The following is a 22,716-nucleotide window of genomic DNA, read 5'->3' as shown; positions in this document are numbered from 1 at the left end:
GATGTAATCATATGACAATCGTTGATAAACTGCTAAACTGATAATTGTTACATTTTGTAAATTAACCTATTTTCGGCGGTTGCCAGATTTCCTTTAAACGTCCTGAAATGTAAGGATCCGAATATTGAAAGTGTAAATTTTTATTGGTTTTGTAGAACGAAATATCCAGTTTAAGACTTCTGGAAAGAGGGGTTTCTATAAAACTGTAGCATATAGCGCAATACGAACAGCAGTCGTCATTGCATGAAGAATTTTTTTGCTTTTTGTTGTGGTTTTCTTTCGAATGTTCCTGATGCTGCTTCTTACAGCAATCACTTCCTGAGCTTTTTTTACAACAGGTTTCCTCCATCTTCTGACCATAAAAATTATCTTTGGGAATCAGAAAAATCCCCAAACAGAAAATAATCGTTATGATCTGAACTAATTTCATTACCACAAAAGTACGAAAATTATGGCAAAGGCTCACCAACTTTTACACCGCAATTATGCCATGGTTCGCCATGTGCCGGATTTAAAGCAGGCTTTGGTCCTGTAGGAGCTGGTGTAGGATTCGGAGCCGGAGTATTTTGGGCAATAACCTGTGTCGGTTGTGCCGCGGGAGCAGGCTTGCTGTTTAACGGCTGGCCTACCGGAATGTCACATCGATGGCCGGGCTCTCCATGCGGAGGGTTCATTCCTTTAGCTGTTGTTATATTCTTTGTTTTTCCGTTGTTGTCTACAGTGAATTTTCCGGGCTGTAAGGCGTTGGGATCGATCTGTATCGTCTGGGTATTATTTTGTGCTGAAGCTGAATTTTGCGCTGCGGGAGCAGGTTTGCTGTTCAGAGGCTGGCCTACCGGAATATCGCATCGATGACCGGGCTGTCCATGCGGAGGATTCATTCCCGGAGCAGTGGCAGTGGCAACCGGAGCCTGATTGTTTTGTACATTCTGGATGCCTGCCTGATCCAAAAGTGATGGTTTCGGTGCCTGGTTGGCCACAGGTGTTTGTTGGCCAACAGCCGCTTCCTCCTTTATATAGGTTGCTCTTTCGTCTTTTTTACATGAAACGGTAAGCAGTGAAAGAGCTAATAAGCAAAAAATTGTATTCTTCATATAAAACAAAATTAGCAAAACATTTTTAATTGCTTTGCTAATTTTGCAGGTAAGAATGATATTTTGTATTAATTTTTAACCAAAAGTCTGAATCCTTCTCCGTGAACATTGATGATTTCCAAGCCTTCGTCATCTTTCAGAAGCTTACGAAGCTTTGCAATATATACGTCCATACTTCTTGCGGTGAAGTAGTTTTCTTTTTTCCAGATTTTTCTTAAAGCAAGATCTCTCGGCATAAAGTCGTTTCTGTGAATACAGAGAAGCTTCAGAAGCTCATTTTCTTTAGGAGAAAGCTTGTATTCGTTGTCACCCACTCTCAGCTGTCTCAGCATAGAATCGAAGAAGATATTACTGATTTTGAACTGCTCCTGCTCCTCATTTTCCAGGGTAGAACTTCTCTGAAGAATAGCCTTTATTTTATAGAGAAGCAACTCCGTATCGAAAGGCTTTGTAATATAATCATCTGCTCCCAGCTGGTATCCTTTCAGGATGTCTTCTCTCATGTTTCTGGCTGTCAGAAAGATAATGGGTGTATTTTTGTCAATTTTTTTAACGTCTTCTGCCAATGAAAAACCGTCTTTCTTAGGCATCATGACATCAAAGATACAGATGTCGAATTCGTTTTCCGTAAATTCCTTTAATCCTTGTTCGCCATCGGTGGCCAGAGTAACTTCGAAATTATTGATGCTTAAATAATCTTTTAATACCGCTCCGAAACTCTGATCGTCTTCTACTAATAATATTCTGTTGCTCATAATTTTAATAATTTAGAATTAAAATTTAATAATAAGAATGAACATGTCACTCTTGTCTTCCTATATTTTGTTTATTTGGTTTTAAATTTATCAGCTCATCGGCAGTTTTATGGTAAAGGTACTTCCGTTTCCTTTGTGGGAATCTACCAATACCTGTCCTTTATGAAGCTCTACAATTTTCTTTACGTAAGAAAGCCCTAATCCCTGGCCTTTTACATTATGAATGTTTCCGGTTTCTTCCCTGAAGAATTTTTCGAAAATTTTTGTTTTATTCTGGGTTTCCATTCCCATGCCTTTGTCAGAAATTTCGATGACGTACCAATGTCCCTCATTTCTTGTTTTTATAGTAATTTCTGGAGCTTCCGGAGAATATTTGTTGGCATTGTCCAGCAGGTTTACCAGCATGTTGGAAATATGAAATTCATCAATTTTGAAATTATACTCCGTAGCATTGAATTCCTGTGTAAGGGTTCCGTTTCTCTGTTGTACGATCAGGTTGAAGGATTCGACCGTCCTTTTAATGAGCTCTCTTACATTGGTTTCTTTTAAGAATAAATTTACCTCATTCCGCTCAAGCTTCGACATGTTGAGTACATTTTCAACCTGTTTTTTCATTCTGAGGTTTTCCTGCTTGATGAGTTCAGAATAATACTTTACTTTATCAGGATTTGTCGCTATTTTATCATTGGCCAGAGAATCGGTAGCCACGGAAATCGTCGCCAGTGGAGTTTTAAACTCATGGGACATATTGTTGATGAAATCGGTTTTTACTTCCGCAAGCTTTTTCTGCCTCATCATATAATTAATGGATATGATGTAAATTCCCAGAATGGTAAGCAATGACAGGAATGTCCCTAGAAGCATGGGCCAGTTGTTCATGGCAAGGGAGTACTCTTTTTTAGGGAAAACCAGAGCCAGGGTATACAGCGTTCTTTCTTTGGAATCTGTAAAGAGCGGATAGCTGTAAGTATTGTTGTCTTTTTTGTCTTTATAGAGGCTGTTGACGACGGAGGTAAGCTTATTGTTTTTATCAGTAATTCCGTAGCCGAAGGTTGCCGAAATTCCCCGTATTCTCAATTCTTTCGTAATGACAGAATCCAGGACCTTTTCATCCACTCTCTTGGTGATCGGGAGATTGTTTCCGTTGACTTTCACAAACTCTTTCATCGCATAATCGCCATTTTCAATATCCCGGTTGATTTCAGAGGTCAGCAGTTCACGATTGGTGGTATCTCTTTTTATTTTGTAGGCAGCTTCGTCAGAATATAAGGTCGTAAGATTCAGAGAGTCCCCTTTTGGAGAAATCGGAAGCTGATTTTTTTCAATGATGCTTTTTGAATAAACGATTTGCCGTTGCTTTCCGGAATCTTCTACCTGCTGGATCGTGGTGAGTGACGGCTGATTGTTGTTCGCAAGAATGGTATTTCTGAAGTCTTTATTTTCAACATTAAGGTATTTGTCTACTTCGGCTTCACCGATGATTTTGGAGGTGTTTTCTAAAGCGGAATATACTTTAGAGGAAAAATCCTGATCCAGGGCGCCGTAATAACGTTTCAACCAATAAAACTGGAGCGTCACGAAGACAATCAGTGAGATCGTCATAAACACCGATATTATTGGGATGAATTTATTATTCATTATGATAATTTAAAAAATAGAATGTTAAAATTAAATATTTTATGACTTCATAAACAAAAAACGAGCCATAAAATTGTTTAATTTTTCTTAAAAACCTGTTTTTTAACATTTATTTATAAATTTTTAAATTACTATTATGAGACAATATGCTGCAACAAATAAAAAAGTAGATTTGTATAAATAAAAATTAATATGAAATCTGAAATTATTTTTAACAAAGACGCAGACTCGGCAACGGTCTACGTGATGAAAATTTATAAAGCAGAGGTCTCCGCGGTATGGGATCATTTTACAAAATCCGAATTGCTTGATCAGTGGTGGGCACCAAAACCATGGAAATGTGAAACAAAAACCCAGGAGTTTAAAAATGGAGGGAGCTGGCTGTATTCAATGGTTGGCCCTGAAGGAGAAAGGCATTATGCCAAAGTGAATTATGGTGAAATAACAGAACATCGAAGCTTCGACGGGACAGACACATTTTGTGATGAAAACGGAAATGTAAATCCTGATTTTCCGGAGGCAAAATGGCTGTTCGGGTTCACAGGAGTAGAAGAAGGAACGAAAATAACGGTAAATATTCATTTTGCATCTGAGCAGGCCATGAATCAATTGCTGGAAATGGGATTTGAAGAAGGTTTTAAAACAGGTTTAAACCAATTGGAGGAGATTCTTATGAGATAATTTTAAAATATAATAAATGGAGCGTGACCATCGGTAACTGGCCCTGAATTACCAAAACTATTGCAAATGATCGAGGATAATGAGATGTAAGTAGATACCATCATTGGCAACTCAGCTTGCAGTGGAAACGAAACTCTGAAAATGTCAAGCAACAAAATATCAAATCATCGCTAAACTGAACCCCTCCATTACCCAAATTTTTAGAAAAGACGAAGACCGATTTTATTAGCCTATTACAAGATTTAAAAATCCGCAATAAGCTCTTTATTTCCATCCAAAACAAATCGTACTATTATAATATGGAGGGTTTTTCAGTGACCTCTTGTCAGACCCCTTTCATTTTATTTTTAAATACTTCCCATTACCTGATTTATCTCGGTAAGCGGCTTGCTCTCTTCAAAAGCTCTTTATTGATTTCATTGATCAGTTCCGGGCCTTCGTAGATGAAACCGGTGTACAGCTGAACCAGGCTTGCCCCTGCATCCAGCTTTTCGATCGCATCCTTCGCCGTATGGATTCCGCCTACGCCGATGATCGGAAAAGCCCTGTTGCTTTTTTCGGAGAGGAAACGGATGACTTCCGTGGATCTTTTCGTCAGCGGTTTTCCGGAAAGTCCGCCGGCTTCCGATTTATTTTCGGATTTCAATCCTTCTCTTGAAAGGGTCGTATTGGTGGCGATAACACCCGCAATTTTTGTATCGTTGACGATATCGATAATGTCCAAAAGCTGATCGTCCGACAGATCCGGGGCAATTTTAAGCAGGATCGGCTTCGGATTAACTTTTTGGGTATTCATCTGCTGTAAAGTTCCCAGCAGCTGCGTTAGAGGTTCTTTATCCTGAAGCTCACGCAGGTTTGGTGTATTGGGCGAACTTACATTCACCACGAAATAATCTACGTAAGGGAAAAGTTTTTCAAAGCAGATTTTATAATCGTTTACGGCTTCTTCATTGGGCGTAACTTTATTTTTCCCGATGTTCCCGCCGATCAGAACATTTTTATTTTTCTTGAGTCTTTCCACCGCAGCGTCTACGCCGTCATTATTGAAGCCCATTCGGTTGATGATCGCCGAGTCTTCCATGAGACGGAACAGTCTTTTCTTGTCATTTCCGGACTGTCCTTTCGGCGTCAGGGTCCCGATTTCGATGAATCCGAAACCGAGGTCTGAAAGTTCTTCGAAAAGCACGGCATTTTTATCAAAACCGGCGGCCAGCCCTACGGGATTTTTAAATTTTAATCCGAAAACTTCCCTTTCCAGTCTTTTGTCGACAATCGGCTTCGGTAGGAAAAGCTTGGCTAAAAAGGAGAAATTTTTAAGCATTGAAAAAGTAAAATAATGCACTTCTTCAGGATCGAATTTGAAAAGGATCGGGCGGATCAGGTTTTTGTACATGCCTTTTTTTGGAATACAAAGATATTGATTTTAGTTGGAAATTGTGAGTTTATGGACAGAAGAGCAAAGGTCTGGACTAAATTGTTCAGGATAGTTGTTTTTATCGCAAAGGATTTCTTTTCGGAATATATTATTTCAAGGCAGCAAAGAACGAATCAGCAAGTTGATTGATGAAGCGTCCGTATAAGCTTCGCGCTGCAAATTTATTTGCCTTTGCCTACTAAAGTGAGCGGACTGAATAGTTCATCTTTGCGTTAAAAATCTGCGCTATCTGCAAAATCAGTGGAATATTTCTTCGACGCAAAGTTTTATTTTTATGATAAATACTTTAAAGGCAGCAAAGAGTGGATCACCAAGCTGATTGACGAAGCGTCCGCGTAAGCTTCGCGCAGCAAATTTATTTGCCTTTGCCGACTAAAGTGAGCGGACTGAATAATCATCTTTGCGTTAAAAAATCAGCTAATTTCCTGACAAACTGAACTTTCATCATCCTTTACATAAGCACTCAAATCCAGGTTCAGAATGTCTCCTACGTTTTTGAATTCCTCATCAATCGTCGCACTCAGCGTAATTCTTTCGTTAGAAACCGGATGATTAAAAGTGAGCTGATAGGCATGAAGCGTCATTCTGGTCATGTTGAATGTCTGCAGCAGCAATTTGTTCTGCTTGTTACACCCGTGCTTACGGCAACCTAGAATCGGGTGCAGAATATGTTTAAAATGTTTTCTCAACTGATGAAACCTTCCTGTTTCCGGAATAGCCTCCACCAGGCAATATCTGGAAGTCTGATGTTTCAAAAACGGCAGATCGATTTCCGAAGTCTGCAAGCGCCGGTAGTATGTCAAGGCGTTCTGCTTCACCTCATTTTCGTTAATTAGATCGTAATCGATGGTTTCTTCTTCTTTCGTCCAGCCCCGAAGAATGGCGATGTATTTCTTTTCGACTTCCCGGGTGGCAAACTGCTCACTCATGGCCCTCAACGTTTCTTTATCCAAAGTAAACAAAAGGACACCTGAAGTTTTCCGGTCTAAACGGTGTACCGGATATACTTTCTGCCCGATCTGCTTTTTCAGCTCCTGAATGGCATACGTATCCGCTTCGCCGGCGTAAAAGGATTTGTGAACCAATAATCCGCTGGGTTTGTTGATGGCAATAAGATGTTCGTCGCGGTAAAGAATTTCTAACATCCGGCAAAAGTAGAGATTTCTGTGTTATCCGGAAGCAATTGCATGCGTAACAAAAGATTTTCTATCTTCACGGGAGGTTTCTGTAACATTTTGGGCTGAATGTTCTCTAAATTCTAAAAGGATCAATGCACACTATAAACTTCGATGAAATTTACCATACCTACTGGAAGAAGATCTTCCGGCTCTGCATGGGGTATGTGAATAATGAAGACATGGCCAAAGATCTGTGTCAGGAAACTTTTATCGCTGTTTTTCAGCAACTGCCGGGTTTTCGACAGGAAGCCAGCATCGGAACATGGATCTACAGGATCGCAACGAATATCTGCCTTCGCCAGGTTCACGTAGAAAAAAGAATGCCTAAAAACGAGCTTCCCTATCAGATCACCGATGTTTCTGAAAAAGACCACAAGGAGGAACAGGAGAAAATGACGGATTTCCTGTACCAATGTATCTCCGAGCTGCCCGAACTGGAGCGGATTATCATTTCCCTCGAACTTGAGGAGATGAAACAGAAAGACATTGCGGATGTCGTAGGGATTTCCCCGGCCAATGTAAGGGTTAAAATACACAGGATCAAAGAAAAACTCACCGAAAAATTTACAAAACATGCCAACGAATTATAATTTCCAGGAAATCTGGAGCAGAAAAAACACAGAGGTTCCCAATGTGGAGGAAATAAAAGCTAAAGCTGAAAAATACCGAAAAAAACAGCTCATGAAAGACATCGGACTGATCGCCCTATTATCCGTATCAGCCCTTACCGTAGGCGTCATCTGGATATTTGCGAATTTTTCTTTTTTTACAACAAAATTCGGGCTTATCCTTCTGCTCATCGGTGTTTCTTCTTACAGCTACCTGGTGGGCCAAAATGTTAATATTTTAAAGAAAGTGAGTACTGCCGCTACCAATCAGGAATATCTCACGGCGATGAAGCAGACGGAAAAGCAGCAGATCTATATGCAGACCACGGGACTAAGCTTTTATTATCTCATCCTTTCTGCGGGCTTTGCTTTTTACTTTTATGAATTTGCCTTAAAGATGTCATGGCTGGGTATTGTAACGGTCTACGGAGCAACCTTTCTATGGTGTATGATCAGCTGGTTTATCATCAGGCCGAGACAGATCAGGAAACAGAAAGAAAAAATATCAGCGGTAATCACCGCTTTGGAAAGACTTGAAAATAACTTTAAGGAGTAGTGCCACAACCAGCTCCTATTTCGATAAGCAGGCTTATGCTTGGAAAAGCCTAACGGATTTTGGAAACCCGTTAGGTTTATGCGGTCCTTTATCCTTAGCCCTGATTGCAGCGGCATCCTTTTTTGCCGCTGGGGAAATGCGGAGGCCGGCAAAAAAAGATACAGCGGAAAGCAGGTTCCCGGCTCCTTATCCACCTGTCCTGCAAAAACTTCCCGCTCCGGTCTTTTAACTTCCCTCTTTTTCACTACTTTTGCACTTCAGACGTTAAAAAATTATGGCAAAGCAAGAAGATGTTTTCAAGAAAGTGATTTCTCACGCTAAAGAATATGGTTTTATTTTCCCATCGAGTGAGATCTACGACGGGTTATCCGCTGTGTATGATTATGGACAGAACGGTGCCGAACTCAAAAATAATATCAAACAGTATTGGTGGAAAGCGATGGTTCAGCTGAACGAAAATATTGTAGGTATTGATTCGGCCATCCTGATGCACCCTACTACCTGGAAGGCATCGGGCCACGTAGACGCTTTCAACGATCCGCTGATTGACAATAAGGATTCCAAAAAACGTTTCAGAGCAGACGTTCTGGTAGAAGATTATTGTGCTAAAATTGAAGACAAAGAAAACAAAGAAATCGAAAAGGCGGCCAAAAGATTCGGTGAGTCATTTGATAAAGATCAGTTTGTCGCTACAAACCCAAAAATACTGGAATACAGAGCCAAAAGGGAGGCTATTCTTTCCAGGCTGGCGAAATCTCTGGAAAATGAAGACCTTGCCGATGTAAAAGCACTGATCGAAGAGCTGGAAATTGCCGATCCTGATACCGGTTCCAAAAACTGGACAGAGGTAAGACAGTTCAACCTGATGTTCGGAACCAAACTAGGGGCTTCCGCAGATTCTGCAATGGATCTTTATTTGAGACCTGAAACGGCGCAGGGTATTTTCGTTAATTTCTTAAATGTACAGAAAACCTCCCGTCATAAGCTTCCTTTCGGGATTGCCCAGATCGGAAAAGCATTCCGAAATGAGATCGTAGCGAGACAGTTTATCTTCAGAATGCGTGAATTCGAGCAGATGGAAATGCAGTTTTTCGTAGCACCGGGCACCGAGCTGGAGTTCTACGAGCAATGGAAGCAAAAACGTCTGAACTGGCATTTGGCGTTGGGACTGGGCGATGACAATTACCGTTTCCACGATCATGAGAAACTGGCGCATTACGCCAATGCTGCGGCAGATATTGAATTTAATTTCCCGTTCGGGTTCAAGGAGCTGGAAGGAATTCACTCCAGAACAGATTTCGACTTAAAAGCGCACGAAGAATTTTCAGGAAGAAAGCTTCAGTTCTTCGATCCGGAAAGAAACGAAAACTATGTTCCGTATGTGGTAGAAACTTCCGTAGGTCTGGACCGGTTATTCCTTTCTATTTTCTCTCACTGTTTAAAAGACGAAGTATTGGAAGACGGTTCGGAAAGAACGGTTCTTTCTTTACCTCCGGCATTGGCACCGATTAAAGCAGCTATTCTTCCGCTAATGAAAAAAGACGGTTTAGCTGAATATGCCGAGCAGATCTTTAATGATTTAAAATACGATTTCAATTTGTTCTACGAGGAAAAAGACGCGATCGGAAAACGTTACAGAAGACAGGATGCGATCGGTACCCCATATTGTATCACCATCGACCACGATTCTTTAACGGATCATACGGTAACGATCAGGGACAGAGATACGATGAAACAGGAAAGAGTACCGGTTTCGGAACTGAGAAGGATTATCGACGAAAAGACAAGTTTCAGAAACTTGCTTTCAAAAATATAGACAGAAGCCCTGAGAAATCGGGGCTTTAATTTTTTTCTGAAAACCTATTGCCGAAATCATTATTTTTGGAATTCAATTTTTTTGACCATGAAAAAAATAGCACTATTGATGTTTGGCCTTATCCAGGCCGTTTCTTATGCCCAGACCCAGGATCTTGCCGCTCTGGCTTCAGGAGATAATGTAGGAATGAATGCCCTTTTTGATACCAAAGACAATCTTTACGGATATGTTTCTATTTACAATTATGGGAAAACACAGGACCGAAAACAAAAATTCGAGTATGTTCTGCTGGATAAAAACCTTAATCCCGTTGCCAATAATGAATTTGAGGCACCGCTTCTGGTAGCTGATTATTTCGGATATATCGATTTTAAAGGACAGATCATTCTCAGACCTTCGGATTTTAATTATTCTCAGGTCTTCGCGAAAGATGCTGCAGCACCGGTTTCTATGGTCGTCGATCCCAAAACCAATACGGTAAACCCCAAAGTATACTACGATTATCTTGAAGACGGAACCTTTAAAGAGATCACCCAACCTAAAACCTTCAAGGAAGAAAGAAAAGAAAGCCGTACCGAGAAAAAGGAGAAAGGCTACAACTATATTTCGGTAGTAAGCGAAATTAAGGAAGGCGGCTATCTCGCTGTAGAATACAACGACTACGGAAAATACATCAATAAAAACAGTCTCATCAAATTTGATGAAAACAAAAAAGAGGTCTGGAGGTATCGCTATAACGAAAACGGAACCAAAAAAAGTTTTTCTTCACTTACCCTCCTGGAAAAAGATGATGACCGCATGTACGGAATTTTAAAGAAAGTGGATGATGACAAAAAAACGTTTTCCCTTCTTGTTCTGGATATGAGAACAGGAAAAGAAATCAGCAACAAGCCACTTACCGGCCTTTCTGACGATACCCTGGAAAATATCAGCAGGCTTTCTTCTATGACAAGGGTTCTGGATGGTGACAAAACCTTTGATGACAAGATTGTGATCCTCGGAAGAAATTTTGAGGATAAGCTGGGCACAGGATACGCACGGATGATCATTGATAAAAATACACTTGATGTTGACACTAAAAAGATCAATTATATTACCGACCTTTCGACCCACATCCCACAACTAGACCGGTTGGGTTATGTAGAAAAAAGCTACCACCTGCAGCCACGCGACGTATTTTTTCTCAAAGACGGAAGTATCGGACTTCTTCTGGAAAAACAAAAAGCTGACTTCAATACCGGGATGGCGAAAACAACGGACCTCGTTTACATTTTCACGGATAAGGACTTTAAAATAAAAGGAGTCCGGATTTTTGCTAAAGAAAAGTCTCTTAGTACCGGAGACTATCTTTTTTCACAATATATCAATGACGGAAATGATGTAGTATTCTTTTTCAGGGATTACCAGAAAGACAAAGAAACCAAACAGAAATCATGGAAACTGTTCATTAATACGCTGATAAAAGGAGAATTTAAGCAGGAGGTGATCCCTATCTCACAAAAGGATGATTATCTGGTAAAACCTTATATTGCAAAAGAAGGTTATATTCTATTGCGTGAATATAATGAAAAGGAAAAATTCAACAAGGTACGTCTTGAGCGATTAAATTATTAAACAAAAAAAACAGAATCCTGACCGATGGTCAGGATTCTGTTTTTTGATAATAATCGGCTACATTCTTAATTTCATCCAAGCTCAGGTTCCACATGAAATTCAGGAACTGCTGGTAGCTTTCGCTCTGGTTTTTGGGATCTACCCGGTCAAGGTACCGGTTGAGGTTATAATTTTTACGTGCTTCGTAAATTTTGGCAAAACATTTCCCGAGCCAGCTTTTATAATACTTCTCCTCTTCCCCATCCTGTAAAAACTGCAAACTTGCATAGATGCCCACTCCATAATCTTCGGAATGATAAAAATTCGGCAGGGTTTCCATTCTTGCTATCTTTTCAAGTATAGCATAAGATTCAGAAGGCTTTTCATCGGCAAAATCAGACCTCAGGTCAGGAAAAAGTTTTTTTAGATGATCTATTCTTAAAGTCATTTCAGGATGCGACTTTAAGGAATCCTTATTTAGCTTTTCTTTAAAATGATTATAATTGTAGAGGGAAAAATCTTCTTTGTCCAGCCATTTGTCCTTAAACTCCTGGTTCGGAAGGTTAAAATATTTTATGTATGTTTCTACCTTCAGTTCTCTTGGTGAAATGGTATCGAAATCTTCCAATCTTTTTAACGCATTTACAAATTCATTTTTCCTGAAATCACTGTTCCTGAAAATAACATAGCCTAAAGAATCCGCCTGCATTTCCTGTTTTCTGTTTGCAGCACCTTTTCTGTAGATCCTGTTTTTAAGAATATCAAAGGCTCTTTCATTCCGATTTTCTTTATTTGATTTTATGTCCTGAACCACCATCCTGTCCATTTTATTCTGATCGATTAGGCCCAGGAAAATTTTCAGGGTATGCTCTGCTATTTTGTGCCCCAGTTCATGGGAAATAACGGCGGCCAGCTGATCATCATTATTCAGCCAGTTGAAAAGCCCCATATTGATCACAAAAGTACCGTCTGCAAAACAATAGGCATTCGGCGTATTGTCTTTCGCAATAAGAATCTTCAGCTGCTGCGGGATCTGAGAATTGTTTTTCCGCAGGCGTTCGATCAGGCTTTTTACCTTGGCATCAAAGACGGAATTGAAAATGAAGTCCTTTTCCTTTACTTTTTTTTCAAATTCTTTTCCGAATTCTTTATAAATTTTAGATAATTCGCTTCCCTTATTCCCGGGATAATCGGATCTGCTTTTTTTTCCGAGATTTTCTGTATTTTGGGAAAAGCCGGCAAGGAAGGCTTTACGTTGTGCATAATCAGCAGTATCTATGGGTTTGTATACCTGTCCGGAAACTATACTGCAGCAATATAAAAGCAGTATGGCAATCAGTTTTTTCATCGTTTTTCAGATCAATAACCACAAAAGTAAATCATTTCGTTTCATGTTTTCAAATTTATTTTAAATTTGTTGCAGACCGATTATTATGACCACTCTTATTTATCTTGCTGCGTTCATCATCATTGCCCTGGCCATTTTTTATATTTTAGGCTACGGCTATCTTTTCAACGGAATTTCAAAAACCTATCTAAGGGGAAAGATGAGCGCCAATATCGACGACGGTAAATTTTTCTCCGCCAACCTCATCGCTACGGAATCTCCGGTGCTTTGGGAGGAGTCTCCGGAATATAATAAGAAAGAGCTTCCCAAAAATATAACCGACGATCTCATCCATTCGGACACGGCATCTTTTATTGTGGTTAAAGACGGAAAATTACTCCACGAACAATACTGGAAAGGCTATCATGCCCTGTCTACCACCAATTCTTTTTCCATGGCGAAAGCCGTAACGGTGATGCTGCTGGGAAAAGCTCTGGAAGAAGGAAAGATCAGCAGCATAGACGATCTGTTTTCGGATTATTTTGAAGAGTTTAAAAATAAAGGGTTTGGAGAGCATTTAACCCTAAAACATTTAGCCCAAATGGAATCCGGCCTAGACTGGGACGAAGATTATAAAAACCCGTTTCTGCCCAATGCCAGAGCCTATTACGGAAGAAGCCTGATCAAAGCAACTTTCTCCAGGAAATTCAAATCCCGTCCGGGCGAACGGTTTGAATACCAGAGCGGTTCCACCCAGCTTTTAGGATTTGCCGTAAAAAAAGCAGTCGGACAGTCGCTGGCGAGCTACCTTTCCGAAAAATTCTGGATCCCGATGGGCATGGAACAAAACGCTACATGGAGTACTGATGAAAGCGGTATGGAAAAAACCTATTGCTGCATCCATTCCAATGCCCGGGATTTTGCCAAGCTGGGACAGTTGTTTCTGGATAATGGGAAAGTTAACGGCAAACAGATTCTGAACCCTGATTTCATGGACTTAATGAAAACCCCGACTAAAAATTCCGAAGAAATTTACGGAATGGGCTTCTGGATCAACAACGACAACCCGATTAAACATTATTATTTCCTTGGTCTGCAGGGCCAGTATATCATCATGGTTCCGGAGCACAAGATGGTGATCGTAAGAACCGGAAGCTACAACAACCTCCCGAAAACCGACCGGGGAAGGCCGGATCAGGTGAAGTTTTTAGTGAATGAAACGGTGAAGTTTTTTAGCGGGAATAAATGATTTCATCCAAATAGTTCTTGCAATGTCTTGATGGCTATAAACATTTTCTTGCTGTCAGGAAGTTTTATGAAATCATATTTTTTATAGAAATTTTCAGCGTCTTCATCTATGGGATCTACAACAACTGCAAAAAAACCTATTTTCTGTGATATTTCATAACTCCTCTTCAAAGCATCAATCAGCAGTATTTTCCCTATTCTCTGACCCTGATATTTTTTATCAATCGCTAATCTTCCAAGTAAAGTCGTCGGGATAGAAGTATATGATTTGGGAAGTTTCTTTTGAATATGTCCCGGAAAGCTGTTTAAGGGAATACTATTATTTGACAGGGTATAGTAGCCTTTAACGGATGATTCATTATCAGACAGTACAAAACAGGCAGATAACTTTCTTTTGATATCCTGCCCTGCCTGGAACTTTAAATAATGAGTTAAAAGCTCTTTTCCGCAATCAAAATCTTCGCGCTTATGTTTCTTGTCTAAAAGCTCAATCATTTCTTTGAATCTGATACAAAGGAATTATAATCCTCTAAAGCATTTTTTAAGGTTTCAGAAGGCTTCTGTGGCTTCGTAATGGCATCAAAAAAGATCTGGCTGTCTCTTTCGGACGCTATTATCTGTTCTTTTTCTTTAACGATTTCCTTTGCTTTTTCCTGTACTGTAAGGATAACGAAGTCTGTTAAGCTTCTAAAGCCGCCCAAATAAGCAGCCTTTTCAAAGAATTGCTTTTGTTCTTTAGAAAGTCTTGCATCAAAACGTGCATGTTCTTTACTTACTGTACCCATTGTTAAATATTTTTACAAATGTACGGGAATATTCCGTAAAATAAAATATTTATACGTTAAATATCCGTACAAATTCAAATTCTTTCACCTCATCCCGCTATTGATCCGATGTCTCGGCAACCCGATTTCATGCGCCTGTGGATAAGGCTTACGCGAGGTCATGCTGACATCTTCCCGGAGCTTGTGATGTACCTGGTAATTTTTTTCCTGGTCAGAAGAATACCGCGGGTCGGCAATCATCTGCATTTTCGCCATTTTGTGGACGGTAACGGTCGGGAAATGATAGTCAATTTCCACCGTTCCGAGCAGCAGGTAGCAGCCCCCGCCCTGGAAATCATATTCTTTCAGGCTGTCGGGGAAATGGGCCGTATCAAAATATTCTCCGTTCGCATCAATCCATGTCCCGAAATACATCGCTCCTTTTTTCGTAGGGACATGCTTTCTGGAAATCAGGTAAGCCAGCATTTTTACCTGACGTTTATGGTACAGCGGCAGATCCTTTACCAATACCGAACCCCGGTATCTGGTCTGCAGCAGATCGAACGGCGTGCACGAAACCGGGAAACCGATGATCTCTATTTCATCAAAAGCATCTTCAAAACGTTCCCTTTTCAGTTCCGGGAGCCGGAATGGCTGCATAGGCTCTTCAATCAGCATCATTCCACGGTTTTCAGGTTTGAAATTAGCCAGCAGCATCCGGGCTTCCAACAGCAGCTCATTCTTTTGCTTACCGGTAAACCGGAAGGCTCCGATGAAAATCAAGGTTTGCACGGTTTCCACCCCGGCAGGAATACGTCTGATGAAATCTTCTAAAGAAGCATAATCTCCGTTTCTTTCCCGTTCTTCTGTAATTTTATGGACTATTTTTGTCTCAAGCCCCTCCAGCAGGCCAAATCCGAGATAAATATCATTTGCTTTCAGTGTAGTCTGGATGTCACTTGAATTTATACAGGGAAGCTGGATATTCCCGCCGGACATTTTCGCTTCATGGATATACACTTCGGTGTGGTAAAACCCGCCCTGGTTATTGATCACCGAAACCATGAATTCCAAAGGATAATAGACTTTCAGGTACAGGCTCTGATAGCTTTCCACCGCATAGGAAGCCGAATGCGCCTTACAGAAGGAATAGCCGGCAAAAGATTGGATTTGCCGGAACGCTTCTGCCGTAAGCGCTTCGGAATGTCCCTTTTTCAAGCATTTATCAAAAAAATTAGCCTTTACTTCCTGCAGCTTCTCAATCGATCGTCCTTTTCCGCTCATCGCCCTGCGGAGCGTATCGGCATCTGCCAGGGAAACCCCTCCGAAATATTGGGCAATCTTAATAACGTCTTCCTGATAGACCATGATTCCGTAGGTCTCTTTCAGGTTCTCTTCAAATACCGGATGGAAGTATTCAAACTGATCAGGATGGTTATGCCTGAAAATATATTCCCGCATCATTCCGCTTTGGGCTACGCCGGGCCGGATGATGGAAGACGCAGCAACCAGGATCCTGTAATTATCGCATTTTAATCTTCTCAGCAGTCCGCGCATCGCCGGAGATTCAATATAAAAACAGCCGATGGTTTTTCCTATGGCTAAGTATTCATTGCATTTGGGTTCATCTTTAGAAATGCTTGTATCGCGGATATCAATATCAATGCCCCGGGTTTTCTTAATGAGGGCTACCGTATCATTAATCGTACCCAATCCACGCTGGGAAAGGATGTCCAGTTTTTCAAGCTTCATGTCTTCCGCCGTATCCATATCGAACTGCGCAATCGGAAAACCTTTGGGAGGCATTTCCAGTGCGGTAAAATTGGTGATCGGCTCTTCGGAGATCAGGATTCCGCAGGCGTGCATGCTCCGCTGGTTCGGAAATTTCTCCATTAAAGCACCATACCGGTGAACATGTTTTACAATGGAATTCTGGTCATGCTTTTCAACAGGATCATTGGCCAGGCTGTCGAGTTCTTCTTTCGGAAGCCCGAAAACCTTACCGACTTCCCGGAAAATCGATTTATATTTAAACTGAACATTGGTCCCGCAAAAGGCGACATGCTCTTTGCCATATCTTTTAAAAATATATTCGAGAATCGTATCCCGGTTCTGCCAGCTCCAGTCGATATCGAAATCCGGCGGTGAATCCCTGTTCAGGTTCAGGAAGCGCTCAAAATAGAGATCAAGCTCAAGCGGGCAGATATCGGTAATGCCTAAACAATAACTTACAATGGAATTCGCACCGCTTCCCCTTCCTACATGCATAAGCCCTATTCGGTTGCTGTACCGGACAATATCCCAGGTAATCAGGAAATAGGAGCAGAAATTACGTTCGTTTATTACATACAATTCCCTTTCTACTCTTTGTCTGGCTTCCGCATGATCGGCTCCGTATCTTTTTTTCAGCCCCAGATAGGCCAGTTTTGTCAGCATCTTCAGATCGGAAGCTTTGGACCGTGTATAATATTGCCTGTTCCTCACTTTTTTAAAATCAAATTCAAAGCTGCAGGCGTCAAGGAGCTTTTGGGTATTTTCAATAATTTCAGGATAAAACTGGAAGTCTTCGGTTACTTCTCTTTCAGATTTAAAATATTCAGATTTGCGGCAAATGTCGTGTTCGGAGAGTTTAGACAATAAAGTATTGTTATCAATCGCCCGAAGGATCATGTGGAGATTGTATTCTTTCCGAGAGGTGAAAGTTACGGGCTGAAGAATTACCATCCGGTCCACAAGCTTTTTCAGTTCAGGACGCACCAGGAAGTTCAGCTCTTCTTCGCGAATGCCGATATATTCGTTGTCTTTAAGTTCTTTCGGAATATTCTGCAGCGGGTAGACCACCGATACGTTTTCAAACCTGGGAGCTCTTTCCGAAAGTTCTGCGTTGTCACAATTATAAGCCGTGATCATCCGGTTCACTTCCCCGATTCCGGAAAATTCGCGGGCAATGGCGATATACAGCAGCCGGTTATCTTTCCTGATCTCCATTCCGGCAACAGGTTTTATTCCTGCCTTGTCACATTGTTTTTTAAAATCGTAAATGGCGGTAACGGTATTGATGTCGGTAAGCACCAAGGTTTTAATTTCCAGGGCTTTGGCTTTCTGTACAAGTTCTTCTACGGACAAAGTGCCGTAACGAAGGCTGTGGAAGGAATGGCAATTGAGGTACATAACAAAAAGATTAAAGGGTTGTTTTATTTTCTAAATCGAAGCCCGAAGCCCTGCCGACAGCATCCGCTCCGAAACGGTTTTTAAGGTAATCCATGGTCTGGTATAAATTCATCTGTTCTTCGGTATCTTCAAAGAGGTTCATCTGGTGGTTTCCGTGGACCAGGTCGGTAAAGCGGAGGCCGATCAGCCGGATCCGCATCCTGCGGGTATATAATCGGTTGAAAAGTTCCAGGGCAACTCTTGATAAAGTGTGGTCTGCCGAAGTATAGGCTACCCGGCTCTGTTTGGTTTCGGTATCGAAATTGGCATAGCGGATCTTCACGACTACGGTCGAGGTGAGCCATTTTTCCTTTCTCAGCTGATAAGCCAGCTTTTCCGACATTCGGGTAAGGATTCTTTTTAATTCCGGAACATCCATCGTATCTGTTGAAAACGTGTCTTCCGTAGAAATGGATTTACGTTCGGAATACGGAATTACCGGGTTTTCGTCGATGCCGTTGGCTTTTTTCCACAATTCTTTGCCGTTGCTCCCGATCATTTGCTGAAGCATCAGGACGGGCATTTCAGACAGCGTCTGAATGGTACGGATTCCTACCCGGGAGAGCAGCTGAAAAGTTTTATCACCCACCATCGGGATCTTCCTGATGGAAAGAGGATTTAAAAATGGTCGGATCTCCGTTTCCCGGATTTCCATTTTTCCGGCAGGTTTGGCTTCTCCCGTCCCGATCTTGGAAACGGTTTTATTGGCAGACAAAGCAAAGCTTATCGGAAGCCCTGTTTCTTTTTTTACAGCCGCTACGATTTCCTGGGTCCACTGATAGCATCCGAAAAATTTATCCATCCCGGAAAGGTCCAGGTAAAATTCGTCGATGCTCGCCTTTTCCAGAACCGGAACCCTTTCCTGAATAATATCCGTTACGGTGTGGGATAAATTCGAGTACAGCTCATAGTCGCCTTTGATGATTTTCGCATCCGGGCAGAGCCTCAGCGCCATGCGGATTGGCATTGCAGAACGCACCCCGAATTTCCGGGCTTCATAGGAACACGATGCGACTACTCCACGGTCGCCGCCTCCGATAATAAGGGGAATACCGTCAAGCTGAGAGTTACTGAGTCTCTCACAGGATACAAAAAATGCATCCAGGTCCATATGTACAATCGCTCGGTCCACCTGACAAAATTAGTTACGTTTTTAAACAAAATTTGTATATTTGTTGTTACAAATTATAACAATGTCAGTTTTTTCAGATAACATCAGATTTTTGAGAGGTAAGAAAGGGATCACCCAGCAGGATCTGGCGGATACATTAATCATTACCCGATCGCGGTATGTTTCTTACGAAGACGGCCGTTCGGAACCTCCGATTGAAGTATTGGTGAAGATTTCAAAATTTTTTAACGTCAGCATCGACCTTCTGGTCTCGGTGGATATCCGAAAGTATCCGCTGGAAGAAATATTAAGGCTTCCGGATAACCGTATTGTTCTTCCGGTAGTGGTGGATCAATTGGGCAACAACAGTATTGAAATTGTTCCGCAGAAAGCATCGATGGGCTATCTGTCCGGCTACAGCGATCCCGAGTATATTGAAAGCTTACAGCGAATTTCCCTGCCTTTTTTAGTTAATGGGAAATACAGGGCTTTTCCCGCAAAAGGGGATTCAATGCCACCGTTTAAAGACGGTTCCTACATCATCGGAAAGTATGTTGAGAACATTGAAGATTTAAAACCCAATAAGAGCTATGTTTTTGTCACGCTGAATGACGGTATTTCCTATAAAAGATTCAAGGCTAAAAATAAAAAATCAATCACCGTGGCGGCGGACAACTCTTTTTATACTCCATATGATATTCCTTTGGGGGAAATTGTGGAAATCTGGCAGTATGCTTCCGGAATTTTCCCGGAAGATTTTGAGCCGGACCATATTGAAAACTATAATTTAAAAGATATGTTCTTAGAATTAAGAAGTGATATTAAAAAGCTGAATGATAAAATTTCCCGGTAATTGCTTGCTTTAAATCGGTATATCCTGACAAATATCTTATTTTATATTTCTCATTTTCATATTCTTAGCATTAAAATCAAGTATATTAAGATGAATAAATTATTACACGTCGAGTTTTGACGCACCGACCTTATACCTTTGCTTCCGGAACATCAACACATTGAGCATATGGACAAAGTAACTTTACAAAGAATTGAAAAGCTTCACCCTTCGGTAAGAGAGGAAGTGAAGCAAATTATTAAGGAATGCGATGAAGCCTTAACCGGAAGGGCAAAAGTAAGAATCACCCAGGGTCTAAGGAGTTTTGAAGAACAGGAAAAGCTCTATGCCATCGGAAGAATTACGTCAGGAAAAAAAGTCACCAATGCCAAAGCCGGGCAAAGCATCCACAATTACGGGCTGGCCGTTGATATCTGCCTGATGATCGATGGAAAAACCGCCAGCTGGGATACGGCAAAGGACTGGGACAACGATAAGGTAGCCGACTGGTACGAATGCGTAAAGATTTTCGCCAGACATGGCTGGGACTGGGGCGGCAACTGGAAAACCTTTAAAGATCTACCTCATTTTGAGAAAAAGTCTCTCCCTACCGCGAAAGGCGTTATCAAAACAAGCTGGAGGACACTCATCAAAATGAAAAGGGATAAAGATGATTATGTCATGCTTTAATTCTCTTTTATTTGAAAAATTATTTTAATGCGACAAGTTCTGTCGTTTCCCCTACCTACTTTTGCTTTAGAGAACCAAAAACGACATTGATAAAAATTAAAACCAACAGCCTTTCTTCGGGAATCTGTTGGTTTTAGTTGTCTAAAGGCGTCAGGAATTCTCCGAAAAAAAGTAAAATCAAATGAAAAAAACAACCATTCTTTCTTTGGACGGGGGTGGAATAAGAGGAATCATTACCTGCATTATTCTACGCTACATAGAAGAGCAGCTGCAGATTCATGACAAGCCGGGCGCCAAGCTGGGCGATTATTTTGATTTTGTGGCAGGAAGCAGTACAGGAGGCCTGATTGCATCCATCATTCTATGTCCCGATGAACACCGGAAAGCAAAATATTCTATCCAAAAAGGGCTGGAATTATATGCTGAAAAAGGTGGCGACATATTTCAGGTGTCTTTTTGGGAAAGACTGATCAATCCTTTTGGGCTGATCAACAAAAAAATATCCCAGGAAGCACTTGAAAAAAACCTGAATGACTTTTTTGGAAATTTAGAATTAAAAGAACTGATAAAACCCTGCTTAATCACCAGTTACGATATAGAGAACAGAAGAGCCAAACTCTTCAACTCATGGAAAGCAGATCTGAGCACAGACAATTTTTACGTAAAAGATGTGTGCAGAGCGACTTCGGCGGCCCCTACGTATTTTTCACCGGTTCAGATCAAATCGATGTACGGACAGGTTTTCAGCCTGATCGACGGTGGCATGTTTGCCAACAATCCGTCACTCTGCGCTTATGCGGAAGCCAGGAAAATCCCATTTGCGGAAGTTCTGAAAAACCATCAGAAAACCAATCATCCCACGGTGAACGATATGATTATTATTTCCATAGGTACCGGAATTGAGGCAAGATCCTATTCTTTTAAAAAGCTGGAGCAAGCCGGAAAAATAAACTGGGTAAACCCGATTATTGATATTTTAATGTCGGCCAATGCAGAAACGGTAGATTACCAGCTGGGGCAAATGTTTCAGACTTTGGGACAGAGAAACCAGAAGAATTATTACCGCCTCAATCCTTCGCTGAAAAATGCTTCTCCTGCGATGGATAATGTGAGAAGATCGAATATTGAAAATCTCATACAGGCAGGACTGTCTTATATTGATGACAACAGAGATACCCTGAACCAGATTGTTCAGAAACTGATAAAAAACAAAATATAAGCTTTTCCACTTATACCAAGCTTAAATAAGCTAAAAACCTTATAATTTTATTTTAAAGAAAAATTTTTTTTCACGTCAAGTTCTGTCGTTATGTGATTATATCTTTGAGCCAGAAACTAAAAACAATAACCAAAAAACCAAATATCATGAAAAATATTCTACAGCGCTGTAGTTTTTGATTTAGAAAATTCAATAGCCGGATTCTCCGGGCTATAATAACCTCAACCCTATCCGTTAATCTTTGTATTCAGCTTCGTGCTGAACAGGATAGGTATTACCCATGAATATCAGTTTGCTAGCACTGCTATATAATCAATTATCAACCTTTAAAAACCCATTAATTATGGCAACAAATTTAGTACAAGAATTAAACAGTTTAGATTTCAGCGTTTACATTGGCGGTCCGCTGCAGGCTGCAGTAAAAGCGCAACATGACGCATCCATCTCACAGGTGAACTTTATTAAAGAAGTTGGGTTTACTCCCGGAGCGAGTGGACAGCCCGACTTGCTGAAGTACGTAGATTTTAATTACAAAAAATCAATTCCTAACCCGGATTATGATTCAACGCTCACTTCCGGACCAAACAGCAGCCCTTTTAAGGAGGCGGAAGTTAACCTGAAGGTTCCTTTTCTTTCAATGCTTACCGTTCCCGCTCTTAGAATTGATGAGCTGACCATTGATTTTAACGCTAAATTAAACTCTGTGGAAACTCAGAATGTTTCAAGCGAATTCAGCGGTTCTGCCAGTTTAAGTGCAAAATTCTGGAAAGTGAAGTTCAATGCCTCTGCATCGTACAAAAAAACGTCATCGAGCACATCAACCACCGAAAGAACCTATACTTTAGGGGTTCATGTAAGAGCGGTAAATGACGAATTGCCGGCCGGACTTGCAAGAGTGATGGATATGCTTGAAGACAGCATTTCCGCAGTCAACAATTAATTTTTTTCGGATGGCTGCGCT

At 41.0% G+C, this 22,716-nt stretch carries 21 protein-coding genes; 10 read left to right on the top strand and 11 right to left on the bottom strand.

Going from position 1 to position 22,716, the window contains the following annotated elements; translation table 11 throughout:
* Window positions 1-61: 61 nt before the first annotated feature.
* The 4 genes from AC0N32_RS02800 to AC0N32_RS02785 form a co-directional block, all read right to left on the bottom strand.
* Window positions 62-430 (bottom strand): hypothetical protein, encoded by a 369-nt coding sequence (locus AC0N32_RS02800; RefSeq protein WP_476392350.1) that lies wholly within the window; start codon window positions 428-430, stop codon window positions 62-64.
* Between the two features lie 19 nt (window positions 431-449).
* A complete protein-coding gene (locus AC0N32_RS02795) occupies window positions 450-1,094 on the bottom strand; it encodes a hypothetical protein (RefSeq protein WP_476392349.1) in 645 nt (214 codons plus the stop codon).
* A 68-nt stretch (window positions 1,095-1,162) separates the two neighbouring features.
* A complete protein-coding gene (locus AC0N32_RS02790) occupies window positions 1,163-1,849 on the bottom strand; it encodes a response regulator transcription factor (RefSeq protein ID WP_169231468.1) in 687 nt (228 codons plus the stop codon).
* Between the two features lie 90 nt (window positions 1,850-1,939).
* A complete protein-coding gene (locus AC0N32_RS02785; protein WP_476392348.1) occupies window positions 1,940-3,487 on the bottom strand; it encodes a sensor histidine kinase in 1,548 nt (515 codons plus the stop codon).
* Between the two features lie 192 nt (window positions 3,488-3,679).
* On the opposite strand from AC0N32_RS02785, the gene AC0N32_RS02780 reads away from it, so the two are divergent.
* Complete coding sequence (locus tag AC0N32_RS02780; protein WP_476392347.1) at window positions 3,680-4,168, top strand: SRPBCC family protein; 489 nt, start codon at window positions 3,680-3,682, stop codon at window positions 4,166-4,168.
* A gap of 370 nt (window positions 4,169-4,538) precedes the next feature.
* Here AC0N32_RS02780 and AC0N32_RS02775 read toward each other — a convergent pair whose 3' ends face one another.
* Entirely contained in the window at window positions 4,539-5,561 is a 1,023-nt protein-coding gene (locus AC0N32_RS02775) for a quinone-dependent dihydroorotate dehydrogenase (protein WP_476392346.1), read from the bottom strand.
* Between the two features lie 455 nt (window positions 5,562-6,016).
* Window positions 6,017-6,748: a pseudouridine synthase gene (locus AC0N32_RS02770; protein WP_476392345.1), complete on the bottom strand. Its 732-nt coding sequence runs from the start codon at window positions 6,746-6,748 to the stop codon at window positions 6,017-6,019.
* Window positions 6,749-6,882: 134 nt separating this feature from the next.
* Here AC0N32_RS02770 and AC0N32_RS02765 point away from each other — a divergent pair, with 134 nt between their 5' ends.
* From AC0N32_RS02765 to AC0N32_RS02750, 4 genes are all read left to right on the top strand, one after another.
* Window positions 6,883-7,371 carry an RNA polymerase sigma factor gene (locus tag AC0N32_RS02765; protein ID WP_476392662.1) on the top strand — a complete coding sequence of 163 codons (489 nt, stop codon included), beginning with the start codon at window positions 6,883-6,885 and terminating at the stop codon, window positions 7,369-7,371.
* A complete protein-coding gene (locus tag AC0N32_RS02760) occupies window positions 7,355-7,945 on the top strand; it encodes a hypothetical protein (protein ID WP_476392344.1) in 591 nt (196 codons plus the stop codon). The genes AC0N32_RS02765 and AC0N32_RS02760 overlap by 17 nt, the downstream gene beginning before the upstream one ends.
* Before the next feature lie 274 nt (window positions 7,946-8,219).
* Entirely contained in the window at window positions 8,220-9,761 is a 1,542-nt protein-coding gene (locus AC0N32_RS02755; RefSeq protein ID WP_476392343.1) for a glycine--tRNA ligase, read from the top strand.
* An 87-nt stretch (window positions 9,762-9,848) separates the two neighbouring features.
* Complete coding sequence (locus AC0N32_RS02750) at window positions 9,849-11,375, top strand: hypothetical protein (RefSeq protein ID WP_476392342.1); 1,527 nt, start codon at window positions 9,849-9,851, stop codon at window positions 11,373-11,375.
* A gap of 28 nt (window positions 11,376-11,403) precedes the next feature.
* On the opposite strand, the gene AC0N32_RS02745 is transcribed toward AC0N32_RS02750, so the two are convergent.
* Window positions 11,404-12,702 (bottom strand): M48 family metalloprotease, encoded by a 1,299-nt coding sequence (locus AC0N32_RS02745; RefSeq protein WP_476392341.1) that lies wholly within the window; start codon window positions 12,700-12,702, stop codon window positions 11,404-11,406.
* Window positions 12,703-12,787: 85 nt separating this feature from the next.
* Between AC0N32_RS02745 and AC0N32_RS02740 the strand changes: the two genes are divergently transcribed.
* A complete protein-coding gene (locus AC0N32_RS02740; RefSeq protein WP_476392340.1) occupies window positions 12,788-13,930 on the top strand; it encodes a serine hydrolase domain-containing protein in 1,143 nt (380 codons plus the stop codon).
* 2 nt (window positions 13,931-13,932) lie between these two features.
* Here the strand turns inward: AC0N32_RS02740 and AC0N32_RS02735 are convergent, their stop codons facing one another.
* The 4 genes from AC0N32_RS02735 to dinB form a co-directional block, all read right to left on the bottom strand.
* Window positions 13,933-14,424 (bottom strand): GNAT family N-acetyltransferase, encoded by a 492-nt coding sequence (locus AC0N32_RS02735; protein ID WP_476392339.1) that lies wholly within the window; start codon window positions 14,422-14,424, stop codon window positions 13,933-13,935.
* Window positions 14,421-14,714 carry a type II toxin-antitoxin system TacA family antitoxin gene (locus AC0N32_RS02730; protein WP_476392338.1) on the bottom strand — a complete coding sequence of 98 codons (294 nt, stop codon included), beginning with the start codon at window positions 14,712-14,714 and terminating at the stop codon, window positions 14,421-14,423. The genes AC0N32_RS02735 and AC0N32_RS02730 overlap by 4 nt, the downstream gene beginning before the upstream one ends.
* Before the next feature lie 84 nt (window positions 14,715-14,798).
* Complete coding sequence (locus tag AC0N32_RS02725; protein ID WP_476392337.1) at window positions 14,799-17,864, bottom strand: DNA polymerase III subunit alpha; 3,066 nt, start codon at window positions 17,862-17,864, stop codon at window positions 14,799-14,801.
* A 10-nt stretch (window positions 17,865-17,874) separates the two neighbouring features.
* Window positions 17,875-19,035, bottom strand: a complete 1,161-nt coding sequence (gene dinB / locus AC0N32_RS02720) for a DNA polymerase IV (RefSeq protein WP_476392336.1) — start codon at window positions 19,033-19,035, stop codon at window positions 17,875-17,877.
* Window positions 19,036-19,096: 61 nt separating this feature from the next.
* Between dinB and AC0N32_RS02715 the strand changes: the two genes are divergently transcribed.
* From AC0N32_RS02715 to AC0N32_RS02700, 4 genes are all read left to right on the top strand, one after another.
* A complete protein-coding gene (locus AC0N32_RS02715) occupies window positions 19,097-19,867 on the top strand; it encodes an XRE family transcriptional regulator (protein WP_476392335.1) in 771 nt (256 codons plus the stop codon).
* 168 nt (window positions 19,868-20,035) lie between these two features.
* Window positions 20,036-20,536: a M15 family metallopeptidase gene (locus AC0N32_RS02710; protein WP_476392334.1), complete on the top strand. Its 501-nt coding sequence runs from the start codon at window positions 20,036-20,038 to the stop codon at window positions 20,534-20,536.
* Window positions 20,537-20,717: 181 nt separating this feature from the next.
* Entirely contained in the window at window positions 20,718-21,755 is a 1,038-nt protein-coding gene (locus AC0N32_RS02705) for a patatin-like phospholipase family protein (RefSeq protein WP_476392333.1), read from the top strand.
* 343 nt (window positions 21,756-22,098) lie between these two features.
* Window positions 22,099-22,695 carry a DUF2589 domain-containing protein gene (locus AC0N32_RS02700; RefSeq protein ID WP_476392332.1) on the top strand — a complete coding sequence of 199 codons (597 nt, stop codon included), beginning with the start codon at window positions 22,099-22,101 and terminating at the stop codon, window positions 22,693-22,695.
* Window positions 22,696-22,716 lie beyond the last annotated feature (21 nt).

The organism is Chryseobacterium endophyticum (assembly GCF_056333165.1).
The sequence above is the reverse complement of the archived record's forward strand: the minus strand, read 5'-3'. Positions and strand labels throughout refer to the sequence as shown.

Coding starts and splice junctions, on each gene's coding strand:
- AC0N32_RS02800 (WP_476392350.1), bottom strand. CDS start 430: ATGAAATTAGTTCAGATCATAACGATTATTTTCTGTTTGGGGATTTTT.
- AC0N32_RS02795 (WP_476392349.1), bottom strand. CDS start 1,094: ATGAAGAATACAATTTTTTGCTTATTAGCTCTTTCACTGCTTACCGTT.
- AC0N32_RS02790 (WP_169231468.1), bottom strand. CDS start 1,849: ATGAGCAACAGAATATTATTAGTAGAAGACGATCAGAGTTTCGGAGCG.
- AC0N32_RS02785 (WP_476392348.1), bottom strand. CDS start 3,487: ATGAATAATAAATTCATCCCAATAATATCGGTGTTTATGACGATCTCA.
- AC0N32_RS02780 (WP_476392347.1), top strand. CDS start 3,680: ATGAAATCTGAAATTATTTTTAACAAAGACGCAGACTCGGCAACGGTC.
- AC0N32_RS02775 (WP_476392346.1), bottom strand. CDS start 5,561: ATGTACAAAAACCTGATCCGCCCGATCCTTTTCAAATTCGATCCTGAA.
- AC0N32_RS02770 (WP_476392345.1), bottom strand. CDS start 6,748: ATGTTAGAAATTCTTTACCGCGACGAACATCTTATTGCCATCAACAAA.
- AC0N32_RS02760 (WP_476392344.1), top strand. CDS start 7,355: ATGCCAACGAATTATAATTTCCAGGAAATCTGGAGCAGAAAAAACACA.
- AC0N32_RS02755 (WP_476392343.1), top strand. CDS start 8,220: ATGGCAAAGCAAGAAGATGTTTTCAAGAAAGTGATTTCTCACGCTAAA.
- AC0N32_RS02750 (WP_476392342.1), top strand. CDS start 9,849: ATGAAAAAAATAGCACTATTGATGTTTGGCCTTATCCAGGCCGTTTCT.
- AC0N32_RS02745 (WP_476392341.1), bottom strand. CDS start 12,702: ATGAAAAAACTGATTGCCATACTGCTTTTATATTGCTGCAGTATAGTT.
- AC0N32_RS02740 (WP_476392340.1), top strand. CDS start 12,788: ATGACCACTCTTATTTATCTTGCTGCGTTCATCATCATTGCCCTGGCC.
- AC0N32_RS02735 (WP_476392339.1), bottom strand. CDS start 14,424: ATGATTGAGCTTTTAGACAAGAAACATAAGCGCGAAGATTTTGATTGC.
- AC0N32_RS02730 (WP_476392338.1), bottom strand. CDS start 14,714: ATGGGTACAGTAAGTAAAGAACATGCACGTTTTGATGCAAGACTTTCT.
- AC0N32_RS02725 (WP_476392337.1), bottom strand. CDS start 17,864: ATGTACCTCAATTGCCATTCCTTCCACAGCCTTCGTTACGGCACTTTG.
- AC0N32_RS02715 (WP_476392335.1), top strand. CDS start 19,097: ATGTCAGTTTTTTCAGATAACATCAGATTTTTGAGAGGTAAGAAAGGG.
- AC0N32_RS02710 (WP_476392334.1), top strand. CDS start 20,036: ATGGACAAAGTAACTTTACAAAGAATTGAAAAGCTTCACCCTTCGGTA.
- AC0N32_RS02705 (WP_476392333.1), top strand. CDS start 20,718: ATGAAAAAAACAACCATTCTTTCTTTGGACGGGGGTGGAATAAGAGGA.
- AC0N32_RS02700 (WP_476392332.1), top strand. CDS start 22,099: ATGGCAACAAATTTAGTACAAGAATTAAACAGTTTAGATTTCAGCGTT.